Origin of the sequence: Serratia sp. JSRIV002, from assembly GCF_019968725.1 — a bacterium.
Classification (GTDB): Bacteria; Pseudomonadota; Gammaproteobacteria; order Enterobacterales; family Enterobacteriaceae; genus Chania; species Chania fonticola_B.
Window position 1 is genome coordinate 970,572 of the sequence record NZ_CP074143.1, and the last position, 23,625, is coordinate 994,196.

The 23,625-nt window shown below is 53.3% G+C and carries 24 protein-coding genes; 18 read left to right on the plus strand and 6 right to left on the minus strand.

Annotated elements, in window-relative coordinates:
• Window positions 1-4 precede the first annotated feature (4 nt).
• The 12 genes from KGP26_RS04465 to KGP26_RS04520 all read left to right on the plus strand — a co-directional run bounded on the left by KGP26_RS04465 (window position 5) and on the right by KGP26_RS04520 (window position 11,269).
• Window positions 5-253 carry an acyl carrier protein gene (locus tag KGP26_RS04465; protein WP_021179352.1) on the plus strand — a complete coding sequence of 83 codons (249 nt, stop codon included), beginning with the start codon at window positions 5-7 and terminating at the stop codon, window positions 251-253.
• A 4-nt stretch (window positions 254-257) separates the two neighbouring features.
• Window positions 258-992, plus strand: coding sequence for an SDR family NAD(P)-dependent oxidoreductase (locus KGP26_RS04470; RefSeq protein ID WP_094982141.1), 735 nt, complete (start codon window positions 258-260; stop codon window positions 990-992).
• Between the two features lie 352 nt (window positions 993-1,344).
• Entirely contained in the window at window positions 1,345-1,905 is a 561-nt protein-coding gene (locus tag KGP26_RS04475; protein WP_094982140.1) for a tyrosine-type DNA invertase, read from the plus strand.
• A gap of 464 nt (window positions 1,906-2,369) precedes the next feature.
• A complete protein-coding gene (locus KGP26_RS04480; RefSeq protein ID WP_039995509.1) occupies window positions 2,370-2,918 on the plus strand; it encodes a tyrosine-type DNA invertase in 549 nt (182 codons plus the stop codon).
• A 498-nt stretch (window positions 2,919-3,416) separates the two neighbouring features.
• On the plus strand, window positions 3,417-3,950 hold the full coding sequence (locus KGP26_RS04485; RefSeq protein WP_059199759.1) for a fimbrial protein: 534 nt from the start codon (window positions 3,417-3,419) through the stop codon (window positions 3,948-3,950).
• Window positions 3,951-4,043: 93 nt separating this feature from the next.
• Complete coding sequence (locus tag KGP26_RS04490; RefSeq protein WP_021179357.1) at window positions 4,044-4,721, plus strand: molecular chaperone; 678 nt, start codon at window positions 4,044-4,046, stop codon at window positions 4,719-4,721.
• A gap of 83 nt (window positions 4,722-4,804) precedes the next feature.
• Window positions 4,805-7,372, plus strand: coding sequence for a fimbria/pilus outer membrane usher protein (locus KGP26_RS04495; RefSeq protein WP_209523347.1), 2,568 nt, complete (start codon window positions 4,805-4,807; stop codon window positions 7,370-7,372).
• A gap of 6 nt (window positions 7,373-7,378) precedes the next feature.
• Window positions 7,379-8,410: a fimbrial protein gene (locus tag KGP26_RS04500; RefSeq protein WP_209523348.1), complete on the plus strand. Its 1,032-nt coding sequence runs from the start codon at window positions 7,379-7,381 to the stop codon at window positions 8,408-8,410.
• A gap of 72 nt (window positions 8,411-8,482) precedes the next feature.
• Window positions 8,483-9,010 (plus strand): fimbrial protein, encoded by a 528-nt coding sequence (locus KGP26_RS04505; RefSeq protein ID WP_209523349.1) that lies wholly within the window; start codon window positions 8,483-8,485, stop codon window positions 9,008-9,010.
• Window positions 9,011-9,185: 175 nt separating this feature from the next.
• Entirely contained in the window at window positions 9,186-9,878 is a 693-nt protein-coding gene (locus tag KGP26_RS04510; RefSeq protein WP_080660661.1) for a response regulator transcription factor, read from the plus strand.
• A 9-nt stretch (window positions 9,879-9,887) separates the two neighbouring features.
• Complete coding sequence (locus KGP26_RS04515) at window positions 9,888-10,589, plus strand: response regulator transcription factor (protein WP_024529781.1); 702 nt, start codon at window positions 9,888-9,890, stop codon at window positions 10,587-10,589.
• Window positions 10,586-11,269, plus strand: a complete 684-nt coding sequence (locus KGP26_RS04520; RefSeq protein ID WP_209528846.1) for a LuxR C-terminal-related transcriptional regulator — start codon at window positions 10,586-10,588, stop codon at window positions 11,267-11,269. Before KGP26_RS04515 ends, KGP26_RS04520 begins: the two co-directional genes overlap by 4 nt.
• Window positions 11,270-11,378: 109 nt before the next feature.
• Here the strand turns inward: KGP26_RS04520 and nadC are convergent, their stop codons facing one another.
• Window positions 11,379-12,269 carry a carboxylating nicotinate-nucleotide diphosphorylase gene (nadC, locus tag KGP26_RS04525; protein WP_223665081.1) on the minus strand — a complete coding sequence of 297 codons (891 nt, stop codon included), beginning with the start codon at window positions 12,267-12,269 and terminating at the stop codon, window positions 11,379-11,381.
• A 398-nt stretch (window positions 12,270-12,667) separates the two neighbouring features.
• Between nadC and KGP26_RS04530 the strand changes: the two genes are divergently transcribed.
• The gene (locus tag KGP26_RS04530; RefSeq protein ID WP_121608725.1) at window positions 12,668-13,036 is read left to right on the plus strand and encodes a hypothetical protein; all 369 of its coding nucleotides are present in this window, start codon (window positions 12,668-12,670) and stop codon (window positions 13,034-13,036) included.
• 354 nt (window positions 13,037-13,390) lie between these two features.
• Entirely contained in the window at window positions 13,391-14,245 is an 855-nt protein-coding gene (gene ampE, locus KGP26_RS04535) for a beta-lactamase regulator AmpE (RefSeq protein ID WP_223665082.1), read from the plus strand.
• A gap of 37 nt (window positions 14,246-14,282) precedes the next feature.
• On the opposite strand, the gene hemL is transcribed toward ampE, so the two are convergent.
• Window positions 14,283-15,572: a glutamate-1-semialdehyde 2,1-aminomutase gene (hemL, locus tag KGP26_RS04540; protein WP_059199767.1), complete on the minus strand. Its 1,290-nt coding sequence runs from the start codon at window positions 15,570-15,572 to the stop codon at window positions 14,283-14,285.
• Window positions 15,573-15,749: 177 nt separating this feature from the next.
• Between hemL and clcA the strand changes: the two genes are divergently transcribed.
• Window positions 15,750-17,177, plus strand: a complete 1,428-nt coding sequence (gene clcA, locus KGP26_RS04545) for a H(+)/Cl(-) exchange transporter ClcA (RefSeq protein ID WP_115159087.1) — start codon at window positions 15,750-15,752, stop codon at window positions 17,175-17,177.
• Between the two features lie 89 nt (window positions 17,178-17,266).
• Complete coding sequence (gene erpA, locus KGP26_RS04550; RefSeq protein ID WP_021179368.1) at window positions 17,267-17,611, plus strand: iron-sulfur cluster insertion protein ErpA; 345 nt, start codon at window positions 17,267-17,269, stop codon at window positions 17,609-17,611.
• Between the two features lie 54 nt (window positions 17,612-17,665).
• Here erpA and KGP26_RS04555 read toward each other — a convergent pair whose 3' ends face one another.
• From KGP26_RS04555 to mtnN, 4 genes are all read right to left on the minus strand, one after another.
• The gene (locus KGP26_RS04555; RefSeq protein ID WP_059199768.1) at window positions 17,666-17,902 is read right to left on the minus strand and encodes a hypothetical protein; all 237 of its coding nucleotides are present in this window, start codon (window positions 17,900-17,902) and stop codon (window positions 17,666-17,668) included.
• A gap of 224 nt (window positions 17,903-18,126) precedes the next feature.
• Complete coding sequence (locus KGP26_RS04560) at window positions 18,127-18,741, minus strand: TRIC cation channel family protein (protein ID WP_209554998.1); 615 nt, start codon at window positions 18,739-18,741, stop codon at window positions 18,127-18,129.
• Window positions 18,738-19,544 (minus strand): vitamin B12 ABC transporter substrate-binding protein BtuF, encoded by an 807-nt coding sequence (gene btuF / locus KGP26_RS04565; protein WP_166734105.1) that lies wholly within the window; start codon window positions 19,542-19,544, stop codon window positions 18,738-18,740. Before btuF ends, KGP26_RS04560 begins: the two co-directional genes overlap by 4 nt.
• 1 nt (window position 19,545) lies before the next feature.
• The gene (gene mtnN, locus KGP26_RS04570) at window positions 19,546-20,247 is read right to left on the minus strand and encodes a 5'-methylthioadenosine/S-adenosylhomocysteine nucleosidase (RefSeq protein WP_223665083.1); all 702 of its coding nucleotides are present in this window, start codon (window positions 20,245-20,247) and stop codon (window positions 19,546-19,548) included.
• A gap of 138 nt (window positions 20,248-20,385) precedes the next feature.
• Here mtnN and dgt point away from each other — a divergent pair, with 138 nt between their 5' ends.
• A complete protein-coding gene (gene dgt / locus KGP26_RS04575) occupies window positions 20,386-21,903 on the plus strand; it encodes a dGTPase (protein WP_115159088.1) in 1,518 nt (505 codons plus the stop codon).
• A gap of 192 nt (window positions 21,904-22,095) precedes the next feature.
• Window positions 22,096-23,502, plus strand: coding sequence for a serine endoprotease DegP (gene degP / locus KGP26_RS04580; RefSeq protein WP_059199772.1), 1,407 nt, complete (start codon window positions 22,096-22,098; stop codon window positions 23,500-23,502).
• Window positions 23,503-23,625: the final 123 nt, after the last annotated feature.

A 23,625-nucleotide genomic window follows, 5' to 3' on the forward strand; every position in this document is an offset into this window, starting at 1 on the left:
CATCATGGAAAAGTATCAACAGGTTTATGACACCGTCACTGAAATGATTTGCGATGCCAAAGATCTCGAAATGAGCGATCTGTCGCCAGAGATGCCGCTGCATCAGTTGAAGCTGGACAGCCTGGACTATGTGGAGTTGATGGTGTTGGCCAAACGTGAGTTTGGGGCCACGCTGACTGCCGAAATGTTCATCGACAAGCCGAATATGACGCTGGGTGAACTGTGTCAAAGCCTGGTCGACGCGCAACAGTGATCCTATGACTAAACAATGGGTGTTAGTGACTGGCGGTAGCCGGGGGATTGGTCGGGCGTTGGTGGAGGAGTTGGCCAGGCAGTGGAACGTGGTGTTCACCTGCCGTAGTGGCTCTGAGGCGGAGTCGGCAGTTATAGAAGCTTGCGCGGGTTTGCCGGGGTTGGTGGAGAGCTGTGTCTGTGACGGCAGCGATGAGCAGGCAGTGGATGTTGTGGCTCCACAACTGCTGGCTCGCCTTGGCGCGCCTTTTGCGGTGATCCATAACGCCGGGATCACGCAGGATGGTTTGCATATCCAGCAAACCGGGGAGCGCTGGCGGCAGGTGATCGACACCAACCTCAACGCCATCTTCTACTGGAATCGGCACCTGTTGCCCGCCATGATGGCGCAGGGGGAAGGGGCGATGGTGCTGATGTCTTCGGTGACGGGCATCAAGGGCAACATCGGGCAAACGGCCTATGGGGCCAGTAAGGCGGCGATGATCGGCCTGGGGAAATCTCTGGCGCTGGAAGTGGCCCGTTTTGGTATCCGGGTGAACTGTCTGCTGCCCGGGATTATCGAAAGCGAGATGACGCAGGCCATTCCGCCGGAGGCGCTGAAGGCGCTGCGCAAGCAAATCCCTCTACGCCGCCTGGGCAAAGCCAGCGAAGTAGCGCGTACCACCGCGTTTCTCATCGGAGATGATAGCCGTTATATGACAGGCCAAAGCCTGATCCTTGACGGGGGTTTGACCGTCTAAGGTAAGCCTGATTAACTCTTCTATTGGGGTATCTCTGCATACCCCAAGCGTTTTCGATAACTCCCTATTTCCTTACTTCAGAGCATCTACGATCACCCCCTCCTTCTATCAAATGGTGAGTCTAGCTTACGGTTTGCGTGGTTAAATAAAGCACCGATGTTAGAATTGCCTGTTGAAAAAACAGACTGTCCCACACGTTATTACTACGATGTGAAATGAATTAATGGCACTAAACCCGCTGAAATTCGATTTATTCCACAAAGTTATGATGAGCATCAGGTTGTAGCTTGACCAGAATTTTCTTATGTCGTTAAATCCAATATCTGGAAAAATGTGTATAGGGAAATACCGCATGTCGGCTAACACCAATCGTAAGTTTTTGAGCATGGATGAAGTACAGCGTTTACTTGATGCAATTCCTGAGCATAAGAATACCGTCCGCGATAAATGTATGTTGCTGGTTTGCTTCATTCATGGATTGCGCGTCTCCGAACTCTGTAATCTGCGCCTGCAAGATTTGGATCTACTTAGCAAAAAATTGTACGTTAATCGCCTGAAAAATGGCTTTTCTGTCCAACATCCGATCCAGCCGCGTGAGCACTCCGCTCTGGTCAGTTGGCTGGCCCTGCGCCCGCAATATCTTGAAGCAGACAGTGATTTTCTGTTTCTTTCACGCCAGGGGGGGCGGCTTTCTCGCCAGCAGATGCATCGCCTGTTTCGCGAGTATGGTGAACTTGCTGGACTGAATGTCCCCGTGCATCCGCATATGTTACGCCACGCCTGTGGCTATGCGCTGGCTGATGGCGGCATCGATACTCGCTTAATCCAGGATTATCTGGGCCATAAAAATATACAGAATACGGTAATTTATACAGCCAGTAACGCGGGGCGTTTTCGTTCGATCAGAATATAATTAAAATCTGTTTGAAAAGCAGTTTATTTAATTCATCTATAATAGTTAGACTCATCCAATCTAGGTTGAGTCTACTATCGTATATATAGCCACCTCTAACCTATTATGCAGTCATGGATAAGAATGTTATGAAGATATAATATATCAATCCAGCGTTGGCTTCCGCACTCATTATTGATAGAGCATTTCATTACATTGAGAATGAGTTTTTTCGGATTTATCTCACACTTAAGAAAGAATAACCCTTTAAATCATAGATCATTGGCTTTTCTATGGCCTTTCTTTTTTTTTGTCGGATATCCTTGGCAATTCCATGGCTGTTGTCTTTTTTCCTCTCCGCTATACTGATTCTGGGATAGGTTGAAGCTGTAGCAACCCTTGCATCAGCGATCCTATGAATCTTGTAGGTATGTAAAAGGATGAATAGCCCTGCACATTTTTTAGTAAAGTCACAGTGAGGCACTATGAATAATCGCAAGCATCTGACTCCTTCCGAAGTTGCGCGTCTGCTAGGAGCTACTCAGCATGGTAAACATGCCGAACGCGATTACTGTTTGATTTGGATGTGTTTTATCCACGGATGTCGCGTCAGTGAGATCAACCGCTGGCGCCTTTCCGATATCGATTTGGAGGGTAAAAGCATTTATATCCATCGCCTGAAAAACGGCTTTTCCACCATTCATCCTTTATATGCCCAAGAACATAAAGCGTTACGCGCCTGGTTAAAGGTCAGACGTACTTATCGAGGCGCCGACAGCGACTGGTTATTCCTTTCCGAGAAAGGGAATCATCTATCCCGCCAGCGTATCTATTGGTTAATGCGTAATTACAGTGAGTTGGCTGGTCTGGAGGTTAACGCCCATCCTCACATGCTGCGACATGGTTGTGGATTCGCGCTGGCCGACCGCGGGATAGATACTCGGTTGATTCAGGATTTTCTTGGGCATAAGAATATTCAGCACACCGTACTTTATACGGCCAGCAACGCGCGGAGATTTAAAGAAGTCTGGTAAACAAATGTAATGATTTAATTCACCCGGTACACTTTGAACTAAACTGTCACGCACTCTAGGGATTATCTTTTCGCGAGTCAACAAATTTGTTGTAGGTACATTCTTAATTTTAAAATAACAATACATATCAATGATTTGTGTTTATTTCTAGCCAGTTATTCATTATTGACCTTCCCCAATAGTGGCTGTTCAAGCCCACTTCTGATGGTTCTATAAAATCCCCCCTCGATACCAAGCATAGCTTTAATTATTTACTATTGTTTATTAATTGATCACCTATTGGAATTTAATGCTGTTTAAGTGTGATATTTAGCATAAATAATTGGACGGTACACTTTAGTTCAAAATGACTCGTCGGTGCGATAAGGCTTAACGGCTTGATGGGTTATTTAACGGGAGAGGTTCTCGCTTGGAGCTAAATAAACAGGGAACGACATAAGGCTATGTCAATTAATTTTGCTATGCACATGGGTGCATTACATTAAAGGAAAGTGTTGTATGAAAAAGAATCTGATTGCTGTTGCCGTATTGGCCTCCTCTGTGTTTGCCGTTACCGCTGCTGCCGCTGCTGATGGTCAAGTCGATTTCGTTGGTAAAATCACCGATGACGCTTGTGTTGTGACTAACAACCCAAGCAGCCCACTGCAGGTGAATCTGGGTGAAGTCGCTACCACTTCCTTCAACGTGGGTGGCGTTCCGACTGCGGGTGTTAAATCTTCTGCAACCAATTTCACCATCAAATTGACAGGTTGCCCGGCTGCGGCAACTCAAGCTTCAGTCAAATTTGACGGTATCGCTGTATCTGGTGACAACACCGTTCTGGCACTGACTGCTGGTGGCGCAACGGGTGTTGGTATTCAGCTGAGCGATGACGCTAACGCTGTGGTTCCATTGTTTACCGCATCTAAATCATATCCACTGGTTGTGGGTAACAACGATCTGAACTTCGTTGCACGCTATATCTCTACCTCCGCCACCATCACTTCTGGTGTTGCGAACTCCACCGCTAGCTTCACCCTTAACTACAACTAAGACTTTACCAATTCGACGTAGAGATTAGTTGTTCTGATTTCAGGCCGGCGGTAGTTGAGCTGGCCTTTATGTCTCATTTCACGGGGTGTTTGTATGAAATTTATTCCTGCCACGGTGCTGACGAGCTTGCTGATGATGAGCTGTGCTGCTCAGGCCGGTGTGGTTGTGGGCGGTACGCGCCTGATTTATGAAGGCGGTAAAAAGGAGTCTTCACTGAGCGTCAGTAACCCGGACAAGGGGCCGTACCTCATCCAGACCTGGGTAGAGACCACCGCAGGTGGCGCTGAGAAAGCCCCCTTTGTGGTGACCCCACCGCTGTTCCGCCTGGATGGCGACCAGAAAAACGTCCTGCGCGTGGTGCGTGCCGGGGGCAATCTGCCCTCAGATAAAGAATCGTTGTATTGGATGAACATCAAGTCCATCCCCGCAGCCAGCAAAGCTGAAGTCCGCAATACGCTGCAAATTGCAGTGAAGACGCGCATCAAGCTGATTTACCGCCCGGAGGGCATCAAAGGCACGCCGGAGCAAGTCACAGAGAAACTGACCTGGCAACGCAGTGGTAATCACCTGCAGGTGAACAACCCGACGCCGTTTTATATGAACTTCTATGAGGTGAAGGTTGCAGGCAAGAAATTGAGCGATGTGACCTATGTGGCTCCGATGAGTACGGCAAGTTTTGCACTGCCAACCGGAGTGAGCGGCGGCCCGCTCAGTTGGAAAATTATCAATGATTACGGGGCGGTAAGCAAAGAGCAACTCGCGTCGTTATAGCCTTCAGAGAGCAGGGATCCCCACAGGCTGTGGGGCACAGGACACAGGGGTAGTTTCACCCTGTAGGCAATGGAGTCAAACGGATGAATAATTATAAAAGCCAGGCCGGGCACTCGCCGCGCGTCAGCCGGTTGGCGTATTTGATCGCTACCCAGCTGGCATTGATGGGAACCCTATCTTTTAGCGTACAGGCGCGTGACTATTTTAACCCTGCACTGCTGCAAATGGATAACCCAAACCAGGGCGCAACAGATTTAACGGTTTTTGAAGAAGGCATAGGTCAGGCACCGGGCACCTATCGGGTCGATATCTATCTCAATAACGAACAGCAGGACACACGAGATGTGACGTTCAGTATGCAAAAAGGGGATGATGGCAAAGAGCATCTGCAACCTTGTCTGAGCGTAGAGCAACTTAATGCCTTGGGGGTGAAAACCGATTTATTCCCAGGGCTCGGTGATGCCAAGTCACAATGCGCCAACATCAGTGCCATTCCCCAGGCCAGCGCCAAGTTCCGTTTCAGCGAACAGCAATTACTGATCAGTATTCCTCAGGCAGCCCTCTCACAGAAAGCACGCGGTTACGTTCCTGAAAGCCAATGGGATCAAGGTATCCCGGCATTGCTGCTCAACTACAGCATGAGCGGAGCCAACACTTATGCACGTAATGGGAATAACCAAGACAGCAACAGCCAGTTCGTCAACCTGCGGCCAGGTGTCAACCTCGGGGCGTGGCGGTTGCGTAACTACACGACCTGGAGCCGAAGCAGTGACGGCCAGGATAAATGGGATACCATCTATACCTATGCCCAGCGTGACATTATCGCGCTGAAAAGTCAGATGACGCTGGGGGATAGCAGTTCGCCTTCGGACGTGTTCGACAGCGTACCGTTCCGTGGTGGGCAGTTGGCCTCGGACGACGAAATGATACCGGACAGCCTGAAGGGCTATGCGCCAATGGTACGGGGTATTGCACGAACCAATGCGCAGGTGACTATCCGCCAGAACGGTTATGTGATTTACCAGACCTACGTGGCGCCAGGTGCGTTTGAAATCAACGATATGTTCCCTACCGGGGGCAGTGGTGACCTGCTGGTGACCATTAAGGAAGCCGACGGTAGCCAACAGCAGATGGTGGTGCCGTTTGCCTCGCTGCCCGTGCTGCAGCGTCAAGGTCGTTTGAAGTACTCGCTCACCAGCGGGCAGTACCGTTCTTATGACAACAGCATAGACAAGACCCTGTTTAGCCAGGGTACAGCGATTTATGGTTTACCCAATGGCTTTACCGCCTACGGCGGTGGCCAGTTTGCCAGTAAGTACCAGTCTGTGGCCTTGGGGCTGGGCAAGAACATGGGTGACATCGGTGCCATATCGGCAGACGTGACCCAGGCATGGTCTACGATGCAAGACCAACCTAAGACCGATGGCCAATCATGGCGAGTTCGTTACAGCAAGAACCTGGTACAGACGGGTACCAACTTCTCGATTGCCGGATACCGTTACTCAACGGCGGGCTACTACAGTTTGCAGGAAGTATTGGACACCTACCGTGACGGTAGTAGTTACCGGCTCACCGACCGCAAGCGCAACCGCAGCGAGTTGACCATCAGCCAGAACCTGGGAGATGCGGCGGGAACCCTGTCATTAAACTGGGTCAGCGAAGATTACTGGAACAGCGATCGTACCTTACGCTCGATTGGTGTCGGCTATAACAACAGCTGGAACGGTATCAGCTACGGGTTGAGCTACAGCTATAACGAAAACTCGACGGCCAGTGGCAACAGCAGTGGCGCCATTTATGACCGCGATCAGATCTTTGCGCTTAACGTCAGCATGCCGCTGGATCGTTGGTTGAGCAGGACTTATGCCAGCTACAACCTGAACACCAGCCAGAAGGGGTCCACCAACAACTCCGTCGGTCTGAACGGTACGGCGTTAGCGGACAACAACCTGAGTTGGGGCGTACAGCAAAGCTATGGCAACAAAGGCATCGGCAACGGCGGCAACCTGAATGCCGACTATCGCGGTACCTATGGGGAAGTGTTGGCGGGCTATGCCTACGATCGCAACAATCAACGACTGAACTACGGCCTGCAGGGCGGCATTATAGCGCACCAGGACGGGGTGACCTTCGGCCAGCCGTTGGGGGAAACCATTGCGCTGGTGAAAGCGCCAGGAGCCGGTGGCACGGGCATTAACAACCAGACCGGGGTTAAAACCGACTGGCGTGGCTATGCCATCGTGCCGTACGTCAGCCCTTATCGCAAGAATCAGGTGCAACTGAATACCGAAACTATGGCGGATGACGTTGAGGTGGAGTTGACCTCTCAGAACGTGGTGCCAACCCGTGGCGCGGTGGTTCGAGCCAACTTCCAGGCCAGTGTGGGTCAACGAATACTGATGACGCTGTTACGCCAGGGCGGCGCACCGGTACCATTCGGTGCCACGGTTAGCGATCCGGCGCAGAAAACAGCACAGGGCTTTATCGTCGGGGACGGTGGCCAGGTTTATCTGACCGGGATGGCAGACAGCGGCAGCCTGAATGTGAAGTGGGGCAGCGGTTCAGACCAACAGTGTCAGGTGAGTTACTCACTGACAAAACAGACAACGGAAAGTGCTGGCATTCAGATGCTGAATGCGCAGTGCCGGTAAGGAACGATGATGAAGTTAATCAGGTTAGTTAAATTAACATTGGGCGGCCTGCTGTGCCTGTCTTCCGTATCAAGCTTTGCTGCAACCGGGTGGTGTACCACGGTTGCCGGCACGAAGATATATAACTTCCCCTTTGTCAAACAGTACGACAATCCAGCGGACAACAAGGCTGGCATGTATTTTAATCGAACCTACGAGTGGAGTTTAGCGGCGAATTACGCTGCCAACTGTGATTGTACCACTCCGGCCATAACCTACTATAGGACAGTGGTACCTGGCAATCTGACAGCTACACGGGACTTTGATGGATTACATTTTTATTCATTAAATAAATATCTGGAAGTGGCTACTGAATTATGGGTTGGAGGGAATAGGAAAGAAAACATAGCCACCCCATTTCAGGATGAGCCCAATAATTTTGTCAGCGCCTGTTCGGGTGTAACGAACTGGATATCCGGTGCTAATGGCTTTGTGTCTTTATACTTTACCCGGCCATTTGTGGGGCAGGTCGTCATCCCAAGCACTAAGATCCTGGACCTTTATGGTTCAAAAGTCAGTGGATCCTATGGCGGGATGCCGATGTCGTCTGTCTATATGAGCGGATCGGTAACGGTACCACAATCTTGTGAAGTTAATGCCGGGCAGGTCATTAATGTCAATTTCGATAATATCATGTCAAATGACATCAAAACCAAGGGTGACATTGCCAATGGGTTTACCCCCAAAGTCGTTAATATGACGCTGGCCTGTAACAATATTTCTAACGGTGTTGTCGTCAGCTTATCCTTTAGCGGAGAGCCCGCGAGTGGAGATCCAACCGCATTGAAGTCCTACGATAATACTGATATCGGGGTTCGGATACGTGACGCGAACGGTAATATCGTGTCGCCGGTCAATGGAAATCTGCCCGTCACCTTCGACTATTCATCACAAACTGGTACCAGTTCTATGACGCTGGCACCAATGAACGTGACGGGTAATACCCCGGCGCTGGGACGGTTTAATGCCGTGGCCACCATTAATGCCGAAATTAACTAGGTTTTTTTAACTCAAGGAAATCAGGCAGGAATTCCCTGCCTGAAATATAGACGGGAACAGTAAGGAAACATCATGAAAAAACAAACTCAACGTACGCTGCTGGCCTTATTGGTTTTGGGGGGCGGTGTTAATCAGGTAGTGGCAGCTCCAACTCAAGTTAATATTACCGGCGTTGTGGTCGCTTCGCCCTGCACGGTAGATACCACCAACTCAGATTTGAACGTCAATCTGGGGACCAGTATTCAGGCGAAGGACCTGGCGACGGCAGGAAACACCTCCACGGCGGTGCCATTCAAGCTGATAGTGAAGGACTGTCCAACTGCAACCACCAAGGTTACCGCCTCGTTTAGCGGTACGGCGGATACCGCGGCTGGCGGGCGTTACGCGACGACCAGCGGTACGGGGATGGCAGATAACGTGGCAGTAGAAGTGGCGCAAGATGTGTCCCCGTATACCTTGCAAAACCCGGGGTCTACCATGGAAACGACAGTGGTAGGAAACACGGCAACATTCGCATTGAGAGCCAGTGCTTATGCTAAAGGGGTGGTTACGCCGGGTAATATTGCTTCGGTAATGTCAGTCGACTTTTCCTATAACTGATGAGCCAAGTCAGTTATCGCGGCGGGTAAAACACGGTCAAGTTTAGACGGCCGGCGTTGGTTTCCCTGGCCGCTGTGTGTATTGGCGTAGCAAGCTTTAACATCGGCACCCAAGTCTATTTTGGGTGCCAGCACCTATCAGGACAAGCTGAGTCATTAATAACGGAACTATTATCATGATGACATCAACCGTATGGAACAACACACCCCTACCGAAAATGCAGACGGCATGCCGCATCGACCGGGTATTGCTCATGGATGCTTGCCCGATAACGCGTGCCGGGATCTGCTCTGCATTCCAGCCACCACAGTTTCAGGTCATGGATTGTGTGCACGTAGAAAAGGTGTGCGATCTGCCAGTGGCGATGCAGCAAGGCAAGGTGGATGTGGTGATCACCGAGCTGTGTGGCGAAGGTGAATCGGTATTGGAGGGGCTGCGAATGATTAGCCATTTACGCCAGTACTGGGCACGGGTGCCGCTTATCGTTGCCACCTCTTTGCAGGAACCGCACCTGCTTGCACAGTTGAGAACGTTGAGGGTCAGCGGTATCTACCTTAAACAGGATCCCTTGTCATCACTGACACAAGGCGTCCTCTGCGCGATGGCGGGTTTGTCCAGTCTTAGCCCGTCAGCAGTGAACCTGATTGGCAATGGCGCGCCGTCATTATCGCTCACCGGACGTGAGATGGACGTACTGGAGTGCCTGTTTGCTGGCAGAACCGTGACCGACACGGCGCGGGTGCTAGCTCGGGATGTGCGCACCATCAGCACCCATAAACGCCGTGCCATGATTAAGCTCGGCTTCCATAGTGATAGCGATCTCTATACTCGTGGAGATTATCTGGCGCGTAATGGATTACTGATCTAGGAGTCGCTCATGAATACGCCTTTATCGGTTGTCAAATTAGCCGTTGTTGCCCCTATACCCTTGCTTCAGGCAGGGATGGCACATTTTATTCAGAACCTTGATCCCCCTATGCATCTGGTGGTGATGGTCTCTTCGCTTGAGCAATTGCTGGCGCAATGGGCTCCGCCACAAATTGACCTGTTGGCGGTGGTGCTCAGTGGCTCGCCGCAGGAGATTGCTCGCGACACGCAACAGTTGCTGATGCTCTCTGAACGTGCGCCCGCGCTGCGTATTGTGGTGTGCACCTATTGCCGGGACATTGCGTTGTTGACGCGATTGAATCTCCGGCCGCACATCAGCCTGCTTGCCCGCCAGGAGTCGCAGGAGCAGACTCGCCGTGATATGGCACAGGCGCTGACCGGTGCCAAGGTTTGTAGCCCCAGTATGGCCATGTACCTGCTGCACAGTGCCACTCCTGCGCAAGTGCAGGACAGCTTGGTGGTGTTGACGCAGGCGGAACATAAGGTACTGGAGTACTTGCAGCAAGGAATGAGCGTTTCTGACGTGGCTGATTTACTGCATCGCAGTGTCAAAACCATCAGCGCACATAAGTGCAATAGCATGCGCAAGTTGGGGGTTCGCAATGATGCGGAACTGTTCCAGCATTTACGCAGTCAGGTCACCGACACGCCCTACAACACGCCGAATTCCCCCTGGTATGTAACGACATGATTAACCAGAAGCGGTATCGCGTGGCAGTAGTTTCACCGTGCCGTTTCTTTCAGGCTGGGATTTGGGCGTTGCTCAAAACCCACTCGCTATCGCGGGTCTGGCACTGCCAGAAAGCCGCTGAAGCACAATGGTATCTGGATGCCCAGCCGGTGGATGTGCTGGTTATGTCATTGCACGTTGGGCAACCGGCAGACTTATTGTCAGCCTTGCGCTTCATTCAGCAGATGCGTATCTCTTTTCCCGGCGTCGCGCTGATGGTTATTCTGGATGACCCCATTCCTTATCTGGTGACTCGGTTGCGCCGTCTGGGGGTGAGACATATCGTGGATCTGGGACAACCGTTAGTCTTGTGGCATACGCATTTACGTCAGATTCTGTTGGGTGAGGATAGCCGGGCTGGCTGCACTTTACCGGGGTGTGATGAGGAAACGTTGTCTATGGGAGAGCGGCAGGTGGTCGAGTACCTGATACAGGGCATGACTCCCGCTGAAATTGCCGCGCTGACGAGGCGCAGTATCAAAACCATCTCCACACAGAAGGGCATAGCCATGCACAAGCTGGGGATCCGCCACTATGCCCAGCTTATCGCGATACAACGCGTCTTTACCGACAGTTGGCTGCCCCATGACGGAGTCCAGATGGTCGGGGAACTGACCCCAAGCCTTTGGTACTATTGCTGAGCTTATCAACGTGTTCGCTTGAATCCGCATTGGTAGCTAGGGAGATGCTGTGTGAGTGGCTCTCACATAAGGTACAACGCCCCAGGAAGAGGCGTTGCCAATAACAGACTCAGTTAAAACGCATTGACAGATCGAGCGCGGTAACGTGTTTGGTCAGCGCCCCGACAGAGATATAATCCACTCCGGTTTCGGCAAACTCGCGCAGGGTCCGATCGGTAACGTTGCCGGAAACTTCCAACTGCGTGCGTCCCTGGGCCAGGGCAACGGCATCACGCATCATCTCGACGCTGAAATTATCCAGCATCACAATATCGGCACCGGCATCCAGCGCCTGTTGCAGCTCATCCAACGATTCGACCTCCACTTCTACCGGCACGTCGGCATGCAGCCAGAAGGCTTTCTCTACCGCGTTTTTGATCGAGCCAGAAGCAATGATGTGGTTTTCCTTGATCAGGAAAGCATCCGAGAGGCCGAGACGGTGATTGCTGCCACCGCCGCACAGCACGGCGTATTTCAGCGCGGTGCGTAGGCCAGGCAGTGTCTTGCGGGTGTCCAGCAGCCGGGTTTGTGTGCCTTGCAGCAACGCTACATAGCGGCTTACCGCCGTGGCTACGCCGGACAGCGTTTGAACAAAGTTCAGCGCGGTACGTTCGCCCGTCAGCAGTATACGCGCTGGGCCGCTCAGGCGGCATAGCGGCTGGTTGGGTGCCAGTTTATCGCCATCTTCCACCAACCACTCGATCTTCACCTGTCCACCCAGTTGGATAAACACCTCTTCCAACCAGCGGCGGCCACAGAAAACGCCGGGTTCACGGGTGATCACCGTGGCATTGGCCTGCTTATCTGCGGGTAGCAGTTGTGCGGTGATATCGCGCTCGGCATCCACGGTGCCCCCCAGATCTTCGCTCAGCGCCTGGGCGACGGCGGCAGGGACATCATTGGCAATACGTTCGAGAAGCGCGGTACGGCGGCTGTCGGCACTGTAGCGACGGGTCGGCATGGCAAACTCCGGAAATGGGCTATAAGCGGTGAGTGCACATGCTACCCTGTTTTATATCCCCGCGCCAGCCGCGAGTTCTACGTAATATCAATAGGTTAGTGATGCTGTAATCCCTCTCACCCTAACCTTCTGCTTTAGTGAGCGGGGACTGAATGTGCCACAATTTTACTCCCACATCTGATCTTAACATGGGCGCGACAATGCAGCGCCCCTACGGCGTGCCACCTTAGCCATGCTGCAAGTTGTTCTACCAACAGCACAACCGCATTGAATATCTCAACCTTCCCTTATTTGACATACTGTTTATCCAGACAGTGTTCTGCTGGGTTAATAAAATTATCAATAGAATTTTGCAATAACTTATAACTTACACCACAGGTGTATTACGAGGATTTACTATGAAAAAGCTACCGTTAAATGTTCTCTATCGACTGTATAAAGCAGAAGTTGGCGATACCATTGATAATACTTATGTTCGTCTAACAGGCGGTTGGATGACCAATGATGATCGTAGTGTCGATGATAATGGGTTGCTCCAGAGAAATACTACCTACCAGTTCGCATTTAAGGATTTATCCGATGGGCAATACTATCAGACAAGTCAAAGTGCCACAGAAGTGATCGTTCCCGATTCCTTCGGTTACTCCGTGGTAAGGTATAAAGAGCCATTCAGTGATCCCTCTAATTACCCTCTTTCCGTGAATACTTTCCAATACTCAGCAATTAGAGTGAGTGTGTCTGAATATACGGAAGCGTTGGAGCCTTAATATTATTGAAGGCCAATGGTGACGAACGTATTTTTTAACCCATAACGTTTTCATCATGGGGTAATCAGGCCTATATTCAGTATTAATAAGATACTGGATATAGGCCATTCACCGCGTTATTTTAGGGCTACCTTTGAGAAACGAAAAAGAGTGTACGTTAAGATATTTTTTGTACTGACTGTCATCCACAGGCCGCGACTGCCGGGGACAGTGCTTGATGTGACAGCGCAGGTAACAAATCCATTTATTATCAACGCATTAAATTCACTTCGCGGAAACATGCTACTCTGCTGCTGGCACTCGTCCCATCGCAAGCATTATGCTGGGGAACAGACAGAAGGAGAGGATTAGCTAATGACGCTGTTTACGCTGTTACTGGTTTTGGCGTGGGAACGCCTTTTTAAACTGGGTGAGCATTGGCAGTTGGATCATCGTTTAGAAGTGGTGTTTCAGCGGCTGCATCGGTTTTCTTTGGCACAAACGTTGGCAATGACCCTGGTCTGGATGTTTATCGTCTGGGGCATTCTGTGGTTGGCCCAGGGCCTGTTCTTCGGCGTTGTGGCGCTACTGCTGTGGATTGTGATGGGTCTGCTGTGCGTTGGGGCCGGGATCACACGCAAACATTATCGGGCCTATTTGCAGGCCGCGCGGCAGGGCGATACCCACGCCAGCGATCAGATGGCGGAAGAGCTGGCGCTGATCCACGGTTTACCGGTGCAGTGCAGCGAGGCAGAGCGCCTGCGTGAACTGCAAAATGCCCTGTTGTGGATTAACTATCGCTACTATTTGGCACCGCTGTTCTGGTTTGCGGTGTGCGGGCCATACGGGCCGCTCGCTCTGGCGGGCTATGCTTTTCTGCGGGCCTACCAAACCTGGCTGGCACGGCATCATACACCGCTGCAACGCTCGCAAACGGGGATCGACTTCCTGCTGCATGTGTTGGACTGGATCCCGGTTCGTCTGGCAGGGGTAGCGTATGCGCTGATTGGACATGGCGAAAGGGCGCTGCCCGCGTGGTTTGCTTCGCTGGGGGATCGTCATACTTCGCAGTATCAGGTATTGACGCGTTTGGCGCAGTTCTCTCTGGCACGTGAACCGCATATGGACCCGGTTCAGACGCCGCGCGCCGCGGTAACGTTAGCGCGTAAAGTGACCCTGATTGTGGTGGTCTTCGTGGCGATATTGACGATTTACGGTACCTTGCTCTGAAGATAACGGCGGGCGCAGAGTGGCGCCCGCCAGCAGATTACAGCTTGGCGAAGCAGCGGCGCGCGGCATCGACGGTGCGCTGAATATCTTCGTCGCTGTGTGCGACAGACATAAAGCCAGCCTCGAACGCCGACGGGGCCAGATAAACCCCCTCATCCAACATCAGATGGAAGAAGTGCTTGAAGCGCTCGACATCGCAACCCATCACGTCCTGATAGCAGGTGACCGTTGGCGCATCGGTAAAGAACAGCCCGAACATGCCGCCTACATGGTTGACCACGAACGGAATATTCTCTGCCTTGGCCGCCGCCAACAGGCCTTCTGTCAGCTTGTTGGTCAGTTCGGTCAAGGTCTGGTGAATGCCAACCTGGGAAACCTCGGTCAGGCAGGCGAAACCGGCGGCCATGGCAATCGGGTTGCCGGACAGCGTACCAGCCTGATACACCGGCCCGGTAGGTGCCAGAGCGGCCATCACTTCACGGCGGCCACCGAAGGCCCCCACTGGCATGCCACCACCGATAATTTTGCCCAGGCAGGTCAGATCTGGTACCACATCGTAATAAGACTGAGCACCGGCCAGCGCGACGCGGAAACCGGTCATCACTTCGTCAATGATCAACAGCGCACCATACTTGTCACACAGGGCGCGCAAGCCCGGCAGGAAGTCTGGCAGCGGTGGAATGCAGTTCATGTTGCCCGCCACCGGCTCAACGATGATGCAGGCGATCTCTGAAGGGTACTGCTCGAATGCGGTACGCACGGAGTCGAGATCGTTATAGGTACAGGTCAGCGTGTGCTTGGCGAAATCTGCCGGCACGCCCGGTGAGTTCGGCTGCCCCAGCGTCAGTGCGCCGGAGCCGGCTTTCACCAACAGGCAGTCGGCGTGGCCGTGGTAGCAGCCTTCAAACTTGATGATCTTGTCGCGGTTGGTGTAACCCCGAGCCAGACGAATGGCGCTCATGGTGGCTTCGGTACCGGAGTTCACCATACGTACCATATCCATGGTTGGCACCAGATTGGTCACCAACTCGGCCATTTTCACTTCCATCTCGGTAGGTGCACCGAAGCTCAGGCCGCGCTGTGCCGCCTCGATCACCGCATTGCGGATCGCCGGATGGTTATGGCCCAGCACCATCGGGCCCCAGGAACCGACATAATCGATATAGGCTTTACCATCGGCATCAAACAGATAGGCACCGTCGGCACGTTCGATAAACAGCGGGGTACCGCCTACACCGGTGAATGCACGCACTGGGGAGTTGACTCCGCCTGGGATCAGCTGTTGCGCCTGGGCGTACAGACTTTCGGACTTACTGTGTAAGCTCATAAACCGGCTCCTGGGTTTGCTGTTGAATGATTTGACCGCGCTATTCTAGAGGAGTGTACGCAGTTATGAAACGATCATGGACCGATACCGATTTTGTGGGGGCGGTAGGACAACGACTGAGCTAGAATAGCTTACATCGCTATTAGTCTGATTTTTCAATTCAATAATGAACCCACTATGACTGAATTACAGCAACAGCCTCCTGCGGCTTCAGGCGCGCGCCTGACTCGCAACTATAGGGTCCGTCAGTTTATTCGCCAGGATAAAACGCCGGTTGTCATCCTGATCATGGCGGCGGTGGTAGGGACGTTGGCGGGATTGTTGGGCGTCGCTTTTGATAAAGCGGTGGAGTGGGTACAGCAGCAGCGGCTGTCGGGCCTGGCCTCTGTTGCCAACTCCTGGTTCCTGGTGTGGCCGCTGGCGTTTATATTGTCAGCCATGCTGGCCGCTTTTGGCTTTTATCTGGTCAAACGTTTTGCGCCAGAGGCGGGGGGGTCAGGGATCCCAGAGATCGAAGGGGCACTGGAAGAGTTACGCCCGGTGCGCTGGTGGCGGGTGATCCCGGTGAAATTTATCGGTGGTATGGGGACGCTCGGTGCAGGCATGGTACTAGGGCGTGAAGGGCCGACGGTACAGATGGGGGCCAATGCCGGGCGAATGGTGTTGGATATTTTCCGTATGCGCAGTGCGGAAGCGCGCCACTCCATGCTGGCCACCGGTGCTGCAGCGGGTCTCTCCGCCGCGTTCAACGCGCCTCTGGCGGGGATCTTGTTCGTGATCGAAGAGATGCGGCCGCAGTTTCGTTACAACCTGATCTCCATCAAGGCGGTGTTTATCGGCGTGATTATGTCGAGCATTGTCTTTCGCATTTTTAATGGTGAAAGTCCGCTGATCGAGGTGGGTAAACTCGCTTCGGCACCGCTCAATACGCTGTGGTTGTACCTGGTGCTGGGGACGGTGTTTGGTGCGGTGGGGGTGATGTTTAACGCACTGGTGTTTCGTACCCAGGATATGTTTGCCCGTTTTCATGGTGGCAAGATGAGCAAGTTCCTGCTGATTGGTGCTCTGCTAGGGGGCGCTTGTGGCGTGCTTGGGCTGATCGAGCCAGCAGCCGCGGGTGGCGGTTCGGCCTTGATCCCGATCGCGGCGGCGGGTAATTACAGCGTCGGCATGCTGTTGTTTATCTTTATCGCACGGGTGATCACCACGGTGCTCTGCTTCGGTTCAGGCGCACCGGGCGGTATTTTTGCACCGATGCTCGCCCTGGGAACGCTGCTAGGCACTGCTTTTGGTCTTTTTGGCGCTCATCTGTTCCCAGAGTATGGGCTTGAGGCTGGCACCTTTGCTATTGCGGGCATGGGGGCGCTGTTTGCCGCTACCGTGCGTGCCCCGTTAACCGGTATTGTGCTGGTATTGGAAATGACCGATAACTATCAGCTGATTTTGCCGATGATTATTACCTGCCTCGGCGCGACCCTGGTGGCGCAGTTCCTGGGCGGTAAGCCATTGTATTCCGCCATTTTAGCCCGCACCTTACAAAGGCAGCAGCAGGCATTGGCCGAGAAAACAGGTAAAGAAAATACAACAAATGCGGTGAATACTTGAACGCAACACTCAGGTATTAGATAATCAGCACCATTAATCAGGTTACCGTCGTCGTCGCCTGATGTGAAACACTGTTGGGAGTAACGAGTATGAGTGATGAAACAGCACTGCCCCTGCAATTTACCGAGGCAGCAGCAAGCAAGGTGAAATTCCTGATTGCTGACGAAGAGAATCCAAACCTGAAGTTGCGGGTTTACATTACCGGTGGTGGCTGCAGTGGATTCCAGTACGGCTTCACGTTTGATGACAAGATCAACGACGGCGATATGACCATCGAGAAACAGGGCGTTGCGCTGGTGGTTGATCCGATGAGCCTGCAATATCTGGTTGGCGGCGCGGTGGATTATACCGAAGGGTTGGAAGGTTCACGCTTTATCGTGACTAACCCGAATGCCAAAACCACCTGCGGCTGCGGTTCTTCATTCAGTATCTGATCTGCCGCCGTTAAAAAACCCGCCTGCCTGTACGGTGCGCGGGTTTTTTTGTGCCTACCATTCCACGGTGATCAGTTCGCTTTCCCGATCGTCTACTATCCGTTTGCTATGGCTCATCTTCGGCTGTAAGACTGTGCCATTGCCGCATTCTACCTGTGGCGTGTTGCCGGTCGTGGTTACGCTGCAGGTGGGCACAATCGTCAGACTGATACCCATCTTGCCGCTGGTGTTTTCGGCCAGCACGCTGCTGCTCAACAACAGTGTGCTGGCGATCAAAAGATTTTTCTTCATGCTTAAATTCAAAACAATACCTATCCGCAGGCCACAGCAATAGGACCTATCGGCAAAAGTGAACGGAACTTAATGGCGCGGGATAATTTTTAACGAAGAGTTAACTGGATGATTACATTATTCAAGCGCATTTTAATAGCGCAAAATAATAGCACATTGCTTATATAATAGTCGAATATACTAATTAACAGCAAAGCCTCCGCCGAAGCTGGCGGAGGCAAGAATTACTGTTCGAGGATAAAAGCCGGTAGTTTCAGATGCCAACGAATGGCGGCCAGGCGGATGCCCAGCGTGATGATCATCCCCAACATCATGGCATGCTGTAACGGCATACCAAAGCTGTAGAACGCCGTGACGTGCACCGCTCCGCCAACGATGCAGGCGGTGGCGTAGACCTCGGTTCGCAGGATCATCGGGATCTCACGGGCCAGCACGTCACGGATAATCCCGCCGCCGACGCCGGTGATCACTCCCATGCAGACCGCCACCAGCGGTCCACTGCCTGCGGCGAACGCCTTATTGACGCCGATCCCGACGAACACCGCCAGCCCGATGGCATCCAGCACCGGCAGGATCCATTTCGGTAACCGACGCGGCTGGCGCACCAGCAGCAGCGTCAGCACACAGGTGACCATCGCCACCACCAGATCGGTGGGATCCTTTACCCAGAATACCGGGCCGTTGGCGAGCGCCATATCACGGATCGTCCCGCCACCGACCGCGGTCACTACTCCCAGTACCAAGACGCCAAAGGGATCCATCCGTAATTTGCCCGCCAGCAACACGCCAGAAATGGCAAACACCGCCGTACCAAGAATATCCAGCCAAAATACCATCAATGGATCTCCGCCAATTGACCGCATAGTGATTGTGCCGCCAGCATGATGCGTGGCCCGGCACGGTTAAACCAATCTTCCTCAAGGGCAATCACCGGCACGTCCAGCTGTGGGCCCCAGAAGGCTTTCACATTGGCGATCTGCTGGGCATTCCCGCTGATCACGATGGCCTGCGGTTTACGCACCAGCACCTGCTCACGGCTCACCTGCGGCCAAGGCACGGGGCTATCGGCAAAGATATTCTCTGCGCCGCACAAGGACAGCACCTGGCTTTGTAACGTGGCCGCCGAACTGGTGAACAGCGGTTGGGTGCCAAACTGCAGCAGCACTGGCCTTGGCGAATTGCTGGCATAGCGCGTTTTCAGCTCCTCTACCTGTTGGCGGAGGCTGGCAGCGGCCTGATGTGCCTGTTCCGGATAAGGGCTGTACTGCGCCAACGCATCCAGCGATTGGGCGATCTCGTCAATATTCTTGGCATCTGCATAAAAAATCGGGATGCCGAAGGAGGCAAGCTGATCCAATACCCGCTGGGGATTACCGCCACGCCAGGCGAGAACCAGATCGGGTTTCAACGCCAGGATCCGTTCCAGGTTGATCCCTTGCCAGGAGGCGACCTGTTCCAACTGTTTGGCGGCAGGGGGATAATCGGAGTAAGCGCTGACGGCCAGCAGGGTATCCCCCATACCGGCCGCGTAGGCAAGCTCCGTGGTGCTCGGTGCCAGGCTGATCACCCGTTGGGCGGCGCTGGCAGGCAGCAGCATCCCCAGGATCAGCCAGCTCAGCAGGGCGCACAGACGCAGCTTCACATCAACCGCGCTTGGCCAGGGCTTGCAGCATGGTATTGACCATCAGCGAGGACTGCTTGGCGGCTACCGCCAGGAACTCGTCGAAGCTCATATGGGATTCACTATCGGCAACGTCGGAAATCGCGCGTACCACCACGAATGGCGTGCCGAACTGATGGCAAACGTGGCCAACGGCGGCGGCCTCCATCTCAACGGCGGCAACGGTTGGGAAGGTGTTGCGGATGCGGGCCAGAGGCTCGGCACCGTTAATAAAGGCGTCACCGCTGCAAATCAGGCCGCGTACCGCGTTAAGGTTAAGCTGCTTGATGCAGTTTTCCGCTAGCTCGATCAACGCGGGATCGGCAATGAACGCTGGTGGGCAACCGGCCATCTGGCCTGGTTCATAACCAAAGGCGGTCACGTCGGCGTCGTGGTAACGCACTTCTTCAGATACCACGATATCGCCCACGTTCAGCGTAGCGGCCAGGCCACCGGCGGAACCCGTATTGATCACCACATCGGGTTGGCACTGTTCCAGCAGCAGGGTGGTACCCAGGGCCGCTGCCACTTTGCCGATGCCCGATTTGAGCAGGGCGACTTCCACGCCGTTGATTTGGCCGGTATAGATCTCACAACCCGCACGTTGCAGGGTCTGGCGGTTCGCAATTTGCTCGCGCAGCAGGGTAACTTCTTCTTCCATTGCGCCGATGATGCCTACTTTCATAAATAATACTCGCTGATAGGGTATGGAAATTGCGCCATAGTCTATCATGGCTCTGTGAGAGAGATAATCCGCAATACCGTTGCATCCGCCGCCGGGAATTGTTATCACGGAGGGAATGCGCAACGGGAGGAGAAACAGATGTCCGGGATCGACTTTAAGCAGAAGATCAGCTTTCAGCGGCCTTTTAGCAAGCCGATTGAAGCCGAAGAAGAGTACGACATCATTCGCCAGTTCGAGAGCGATCGCGGTCGCATTGTCAATTCTGCGGCGATACGCCGTTTGCAGCAGAAAACGCAGGTGTTTCCGCTGGAGCGTAACGCGGCGGTGCGCAGCCGTCTGACCCACTCGATGGAAGTGCAACAGGTGGGGCGGCATATTGCCAAAGAGATCCTCAACCGCTTCAAACAGGAAAAGCGTATTGATGCGCTTGGCCTGAGCAAGCTGCTCGATCCTTTCGAGAGCATTGTCGAAATGGCCTGCCTGATGCACGACATCGGCAATCCGCCGTTTGGCCATTTCGGCGAATCGGCCATCAACGACTGGTTCCGCCAGCGGCTCGATCCCGCCAGCTGTGGCAGTGAGCCGGGTAGCCACGATCGCTGCCAGGTAGAGGTGTTACGCCTGCATGAAGGGGAGAGCGACCTTAACCGGCTGCGCAGCCGTATTCGCCACGATCTCAGCCATTTTGAGGGCAATGCTCAGGCGATCCGCCTGGTCTACACGTTGCTGAAATTGAACCTGACCTATGCGCAGGTTGGCTGCATCCTGAAATATACCCGCCCGGCCTATTGGGCGAGCGATATTCCCGCCAGCCACAGCTATCTGATGAAGAAGCCGGGGTTTTATCTGGCGGAAGAAGCCTTTGTCGATCGTTTGCGGCGTGAATTACATATGGGAGAGTTCGATCGTTTCCCTCTCACCTATATTATGGAAGCCGCCGATGATATTTCTTATTGCGTGGCCGATCTGGAAGACGCGGTAGAAAAGAACATCTTTACCGTGGAGCAGCTGTATCAGCATTTAACCCAGGAATGGGGCGAGATTGCTCCAGGGGATCTGTTTGATAAGACCGTGGCCAGTGCGTTTCGCAAAATAGAGCGCAGCGGGGCGCGTCGCAGTTCAGAAGATCAGTTCTTTATGTACCTGCGGGTATTTACCGTTGCCAAATTGGTTCCCCATGCGGCCCAGCGGTTTATTGATAACCTGGACTCGGTGTATCACGGCCACTTTAACGGAGCCTTGTTGGAGGATGCCAGCCCGGCTTGCCGCCTGCTGGCTATCTTCAAGAACGTTGCGTTCAAACACGTGTTCAACCACCCGGAAGTGGAGCAGTTGGAACTCCAGGGTTACCGGGTGATCAACGGCCTGCTGGACATTTATAGCCCGCTGCTGGCCATGTCGCTGGCCGATTTCAGCCAGCTGGTGCGGGAAGACAGCCACCGGGCGTTCCCGATTGAAACGCGGCTGTTTCACAAGCTTTCGACCAAACATCGCCTGGCCTATGTCGAGGCGGTGGAAGGTTTGCAGCATCTTTCTGCCGAGCAGCAGGCTATTAGGGAATATTATTTCCGGGCGCGGTTGTTACAGGATTATATCAGCGGCATGACCGACCTTTATGCCTATGATGAATATCGTCGTTTAATGGCGGCGGAATAAAATCATGAGATAATTCTCGCTTATTTTAGCGAGATAACTCTCAAGCTGGAACATTATTTCGAGTTTTGTAAAGACCGACAATATTTGTTTACTATTAGCCCGCCGCACCAGGGGAACTTCAGCTTATCAGCAGGCTCTTACTAAGCACCAAGACCCGGTATTCCTTTTGAACGACTTTTAAGAGACACACAGATGAAAAAAACAGCACTGGTTTTAAGCGCCCTGGCTTTGAGTATTGGTTTGGCAATGGGTCCGGTAACGACCGCCAACGCCGCAGAAACGGCTTCTGCCTCCACTAGCGCCCAACCGATGCCAAGCCTGGCACCGATGTTGGAAAAAGTGATGCCTTCAGTGGTAAGCATTAACGTGGAAGGAAGTGCCGCGGTGAATGCGAAAACGGTACAGCAAATGTCGCCGTTCTGCCAGGATGGTTCACCCTTCCAAGGTTCCCCAATGTGCCAAGGTGGCGCACCGGGTGGGCCAACTACCCAGGAAGCCTTTAAGGCCCTGGGTTCAGGCGTCATCATCAACGCGGACAAAGGCTATGTGGTCACCAACAACCACGTGGTAGACAATGCCAGCAAGATCACGGTGCAATTGAGCGATGGCCGTCGCTTTGAAGCCAAGGTGATCGGCAAGGATCCGCGTTCTGATATCGCGTTGATCCAACTGAAAGACGCCAAAAACCTGTCAGCGATCAAAATGGCCGATTCCGAGCAGTTGCGCGTGGGTGATTACACCGTGGCGATCGGTAACCCGTATGGCCTGGGTGAAACCGTAACCTCCGGGATCGTTTCTGCCTTGGGGCGTAGCGGCTTGAACATTGAAAACTACGAAAACTTTATCCAGACCGATGCGGCGATCAACCGGGGTAACTCCGGCGGTGCGTTGGTTAACCTGAACGGTGAGCTGGTTGGCATTAACACTGCGATCCTGGCGCCGGACGGCGGCAACATCGGTATCGGCTTCGCTATTCCAAGCAACATGGTGAAAAACCTGACCTCGCAAATGGTGGAATATGGCCAGGTTAAACGCGGTGAGCTGGGCATCATGGGTACCGAGCTGAACTCCGAGCTGGCGCAAGCGATGAAAGTGGACGCCCAGCGTGGCGCATTCGTCAGCCAGGTTGTGCCGAAATCCTCCGCTGCCAAGGCCGGTATCAAGGCCGGTGACGTGATTGTCACCCTGAACGGTAAAGCCATCTCCAGCTTTGCGTCGTTCCGTGCTGAAATCGGCAGCTTGCCGGTGGGCACCAAGATGGCGCTGGGCATTATCCGCGACGGCAAGCCGGTGACCATTGACGTAACGCTTGAGCAAAGCAGCCAGGAGCAGGTTGATTCCAGCAATATTTACACCGGCATTGAAGGTGCAGAACTGAGCAACAGCACCGACAAAGTGAAAGGTGTGAAGATTGAGAAGGTGAAACCTGGCAGTGCCGCTGCGCGCATCGGGCTGAAAAAAGGCGACGTGATCATGGGTGTGAACCAGCAGCCGATCACTAACCTGGGCGAACTGCGTAAGGTGCTCGACAGCAAGCCTGCGGTGTTGGCGTTGAACATCCAACGTGGCGACTCGACGCTGTATCTGCTGATGCAGTAATGTTGTCACGTTGTTCTACAGAGGCACGCTTCGGCGTGCCTTTTTTTATGGCTAAAAACTGTGAGTTTGAGCACAAACTCACGCCCGGCCAAAACGCATTTGGGCATCTGCACAATGTGCCAG